The following is a 4,128-nucleotide window of genomic DNA, read 5'->3' as shown; positions in this document are numbered from 1 at the left end:
GGGCGGCAATGGCGTCGCGGTCGATCATCAGTGCCGCACCTCGCTGCCCGACATCTTCGCGATCGGCGACTGCGCGCTCCACGCCAACCGCTTCGCCGACGACATGCCGATCCGGCTCGAATCGGTTCAGAACGCCAATGATCAGGCGACCTTGGTGGCCAAGACGATCATGGGGCAGGAACTGGCCTATGACGCGGTGCCGTGGTTCTGGTCCAACCAGTACGACCTCAAGCTCCAGACCGTCGGCCTGTCGACCGGCCATGATCAGGCGATCCTGCGCGGCGATCCGGCGAACCGCAGCTTTTCGGTCGTGTACCTCAAGGACGGCCGCGTCATCGCGCTCGACTGCGTCAACGCGACCAAGGATTATGTGCAGGGTCGCAAGCTGGTGGTGGAGCGGCTGTCGCCCGACCCGGCGGCGCTCGCCGATGCGAGTGTGCCACTCAAGGAAATCGCAGCGTAGCGATTTGGAGGCCCGAGCCGGAATCGAACCGGCGTGCAAGGATTTGCAGTCCTCTGCGTAACCACTCCGCCATCGGGCCTCGACAGCGAGGGCGCGATGTGCGCGGGGCAAGCGCCCGTGTCAACCGCTGTTGCGAATTTTGCGGGCAAGCTTGCTTGGCGCGGGCGGCGCCACGCGATACAAGCGCGCGAGCGAACAAGTGTATTGCATGACTATAACAGTTGTGCGAACAGGGCTGGAGTGATGATGACCGCGACCACCGAACCCATGGGCCATGAGGCCGCCCGCGCCGCAATGGTGGCGAGCCAGCTGCGCACCAGCGGCGTCAACGACGCGCGCGTGGTCGCCGCGATGGCGCAGGTCGCGCGCGAGGATTTCCTCCCCGACTCGCAGCGCCCGTTCGCCTATCGCGACCGTTCGTTGCCGCTGGGCAATGGCCGGATGCAGAATCCGCCGCTCGCCACCGGCTTGCTGCTGACCGAAGCGCGGATCGAGGCGGGGGAGAAGGTGCTCGTGATCGGTGCTGCCGGTGGCTATGCCGCCGCGATCGCCGCACGGGTCGGAGCCGATGTGACGGCGGTCGAGGAAGACGCGGACCTGGCCGCGCTGGCGCGGAACGCGCTTGGCGAAGGCGTGACGCTGGTCGAAGGGCGGTTGGCGGCGGGTGCGGCGGACGGAGCACCCTATGACCTGCTGCTGATCGACGGCGCGGTGGAGCAGATTCCCGATGCGCTGGCCGATCAGGTGCGCGAAGGGGGGCGGGTGGTCACCGGCCTGTCCGATCGCGGGGTCACCCGCATTGCGTCGGGTGTGCGTACCGCGTCGGGCGTCGGCCTTGCCAGTGTCGTCGATAGTGAATGTGCTGTTTTGCCCGGCTTTGCCAAGCCGCGCGGGTTCCAGTTCTGAGGAAAGCGAACGTGATGCGATTGAGCCTGATCCTTGCCGGCGTGAGTGCTGCCGGTCTGACGCTTCCCGCGCTGGCGCAGACCGTGCCGCCGGCCGGGCAGGCGCCCGCCGCGCAGCCGACCGAAACGCTGCGCGAGGCGCTGGTCAAGGCCTATCGCACCAACCCCGACATCACCGCCGAGCGTGCCAATCTGCGCGCGACCGACGAGAATGTCCCGATCGCGCGCTCGCGCGGCTTGCCGGGAGTGTCGTCGACCGGTGCCTATAGCGAGAGCCTGTCGAACACCGACTCCTCGCCGACCTCTGTGCCGCGCCAGGGCAGCTTGGGCGTCGACCTGAGCGTCCCGATCTTTTCGGGTGGCGCGGTGCGCAACTCGGTTCGCGCGGCGGAGACCCGCGTCGAGGCCGGGCGCGCTGGACTGCGCAGCGTCGAGGCGGCGTTGTTCACCGATGTCGTCGCCGCGTACATGGATGTAATCCGCGACGAAGCGACGGTGCGGCTCAACCAGCAGAATGTCCGCGCGCTCGACGTCAATCTTCAGGCGACGCGCGACCGGTTCGAGGTCGGCGACCTCACCCGCACCGACGTTGCCCAGTCCGAAGCCCGGTTCGCCCTGGCACAGGCGCAGCTGCGCGCGTCCGAAGCGCGGCTGATCTCCAGCCGGGAAAACTATATTCGAGTGGTCGGGACCGCGCCGGGCGTGCTCGCGCCGCCGCCGCCGCTCCCCGGCCTGCCCGCGAGTCCGGACCAGGCGGTCGCGACCGCACTCACCGACAATCCGGCGCTGGAAGGCGCGCGCAAGGCGCGTGAAGCGAGCGGCTATGACGTCCGCGTCGCCCGTGCCGGTCGCCTGCCGACGGTCAGTGTCGGCGTGGGCGGCGACTATTATAACCGTTTCGGATCGGTCCCCGGGGCGGGTAGCGCCATCGGGGTGCCGAATGACGGCTTCGCGACCTCGGCCGGGGTGAGCCTCAGCATCCCGCTGTTCCAAGGCGGCCGCCCGGCGGCGCAGGTGCGTCAGGCGCAGGCACGCGAATCGGCGGCGATCGAACAGGTCACCGCCGCCGAACGCGCCGTGATCGCCCAAGCGCGCTCGGCCTATGCGGTCTATCAGTCGGCGCTGCGCGTGATCGAAAGCAGCCGCGTCGCGGTGCAGGCAAACCAGCTGAGCCTTGAGGGCGTCCGCGCCGAAAACAGCGTCGGCACGCGCACCATCCTCGACATCCTCAATGCCGAGCAGGAATTGCTCAACAGCCAGGTCCAGCTGGTGACGGCGGAGCGCGACGCCTATGTCGCGGGCTTCGCGGTACTGGCCGCGATGGGTAAGGCCGAGGCTGCGGATCTGGGGCTCGACGGCGGGCCGCTTTACGATCCGGTCGCGAATTACGATCGCGTCCGTGGCAGCCTGTCCGACTGGCGCGACAACCCGAAGCCCGAGGCCGAGGCGACCCGCACGGTCAATACGCCGGCGCAGAATCCCAATGTTTCCGGTCCGGTCGATCCCCAGCCGCGTTGAACAACGCTTGCTGAACGGTTGACATTCCTACCGTAAATCTAACAGGTGGCGGCGACTGCGATTCCTGGTTAAGGAATGATGATGGGGGACGTGAGCAACGAGCCGTCGATGGAGGATATTCTCTCCTCCATCAAACGCATCATCGCCGAAGAGGGCGATGCCGCGACCGCGAATCGTCCGCGCCGTCCGGCCCGTGCCGCCGCGCCGGCCCCCGCTCCAGTCGATGACGACGAAATTCTCGAGCTGAACCAGCCCGCGCCGAGCGAGCCCGTACAGCCCGAGGCGCGCCGCGCGCCGATGCCGATCCAGCGCGAAACGCCGCGCGTCGATTTGCGCGACGTTGCGCCCGAACCGGCCCCGCGGCCTGCACCCGAACCGATCCTGTCCCCGACCACGGCCGAAGCGACGCGCGGCCCGCTCGAGGCACTGTCGCGGATGGTGGAAAAGCCCGAACCCGCTGCGGCCCCCGCGATCCCGGCGGGCGAAACCTCGCTCGAGGGCATGGTGCGGGAAATGATCCGCCCGATGCTGCGCGACTGGCTCGACGCCAATCTGCCGCGCATGGTCGAGGAAATGGTCCAGCGCGAGATTTCCCGGATCGCCGCAGGGCGCGACTGACGGGGCTTTCCTTTGCTCCGGCGAGTGGCCATATTCGCGCCATGACCAAGCCGCGCAAAATTTCGCCGGCGAAGCTCCCGACCAAAACCGTCCGCGCCCCGGACGGTGAGATCGTGCGCCTCAAGGTTGTGAGAGCCGATAGCGAAACGCTCGGCATGGATTTGCTCGCTGCCTTCACCTCGAATGTGCGCCGCGTCCGCACCGAACGCCGTGAGCGCGCGAATGCTGCACCGGACGCCGCGCAAGCCTGAACGTCCGATCCTGTGGATCGTCGCTGGACCGAACGGCAGCGGCAAAAGCACCTTTTACAACCGCACCGACATTGAAGGATGGGGCGGTTCGGTCTGGATCATCAATCCGGACTTGCTGAGCCTGCAAATCGAACAGCGCGAAGCCGTCCCAGCTGCCCCGGCTAATGCATAGGCGCTCGACCGGATCATGGCCTGGCTCGATGCTTCGATCGATGCCTATCAGACGATCGGCGTCGAAACCGGGCTGTCCTCTCCGAAATATCGGCCGCTAGTGGAACGCGCACGCGCACGCGGGTTCGAGGTCAGGATGATCTATGTCCTCCTTGCGTCCGCCGACCTGCAGCTTGAGCGGGTTCGCATTCGGGTGGGGGAG

The 4,128-nt window shown here is 67.5% G+C and carries 6 protein-coding genes, 1 tRNA gene and 1 pseudogene; 7 read left to right on the top strand and 1 reads right to left on the bottom strand.

The window, feature by feature from the left end; genetic code table 11:
- A partial coding sequence (locus tag AX681_RS12520) for an oxidoreductase C-terminal domain-containing protein (RefSeq protein WP_197424288.1) occupies positions 1-463 on the top strand: 463 nt, incomplete at its 5' end.
- Between the two features lie 5 nt (positions 464-468).
- Here the strand turns inward: AX681_RS12520 and AX681_RS12515 are convergent.
- A tRNA-Cys gene (locus tag AX681_RS12515) sits at positions 469-542 on the bottom strand.
- Positions 543-706: 164 nt separating this feature from the next.
- Between AX681_RS12515 and AX681_RS12510 the strand changes: the two genes are divergently transcribed.
- The 6 genes and pseudogenes from AX681_RS12510 to AX681_RS22860 all read left to right on the top strand — a co-directional run.
- Positions 707-1,369 (top strand): protein-L-isoaspartate O-methyltransferase family protein, encoded by a 663-nt coding sequence (locus tag AX681_RS12510; RefSeq protein WP_066657926.1) that lies wholly within the window; start codon positions 707-709, stop codon positions 1,367-1,369.
- A gap of 14 nt (positions 1,370-1,383) precedes the next feature.
- The gene (locus AX681_RS12505) at positions 1,384-2,886 is read left to right on the top strand and encodes a TolC family outer membrane protein (RefSeq protein WP_066657923.1); all 1,503 of its coding nucleotides are present in this window, start codon (positions 1,384-1,386) and stop codon (positions 2,884-2,886) included.
- A gap of 81 nt (positions 2,887-2,967) precedes the next feature.
- Entirely contained in the window at positions 2,968-3,504 is a 537-nt protein-coding gene (locus AX681_RS12500; protein ID WP_197421826.1) for a DUF2497 domain-containing protein, read from the top strand.
- A gap of 41 nt (positions 3,505-3,545) precedes the next feature.
- Positions 3,546-3,755 carry a hypothetical protein gene (locus AX681_RS12495; protein WP_066657920.1) on the top strand — a complete coding sequence of 70 codons (210 nt, stop codon included), beginning with the start codon at positions 3,546-3,548 and terminating at the stop codon, positions 3,753-3,755.
- Positions 3,727-3,927, top strand: coding sequence for a hypothetical protein (locus AX681_RS12490; protein ID WP_066657918.1), 201 nt, complete (start codon positions 3,727-3,729; stop codon positions 3,925-3,927). The genes AX681_RS12495 and AX681_RS12490 overlap by 29 nt, the downstream gene beginning before the upstream one ends.
- Before the next feature lie 15 nt (positions 3,928-3,942).
- Positions 3,943-4,128: pseudogene (locus tag AX681_RS22860) on the top strand (hypothetical protein); the annotation flags it as partial.

The sequence above is a fragment of the Sphingomonas sp. CCH9-E2 genome, assembly GCF_001557215.1.
Taxonomy (GTDB): Bacteria; Pseudomonadota; Alphaproteobacteria; order Sphingomonadales; family Sphingomonadaceae; genus Sphingomonas.
This window is presented reverse-complemented; position numbering and strand designations above follow the sequence as displayed.

Bases quoted from the DNA above. Each gene is read 5' to 3' on its own strand.
- AX681_RS12500 (WP_197421826.1), top strand. From the start codon at position 2,968: ATGGGGGACGTGAGCAACGAGCCGTCGATGGAGGATATTCTCTCCTCC.
- AX681_RS12490 (WP_066657918.1), top strand. From the start codon at position 3,727: ATGCTGCACCGGACGCCGCGCAAGCCTGAACGTCCGATCCTGTGGATC.
- AX681_RS12510 (WP_066657926.1), top strand. From the start codon at position 707: ATGATGACCGCGACCACCGAACCCATGGGCCATGAGGCCGCCCGCGCC.
- AX681_RS12505 (WP_066657923.1), top strand. From the start codon at position 1,384: ATGCGATTGAGCCTGATCCTTGCCGGCGTGAGTGCTGCCGGTCTGACG.
- AX681_RS12495 (WP_066657920.1), top strand. From the start codon at position 3,546: ATGACCAAGCCGCGCAAAATTTCGCCGGCGAAGCTCCCGACCAAAACC.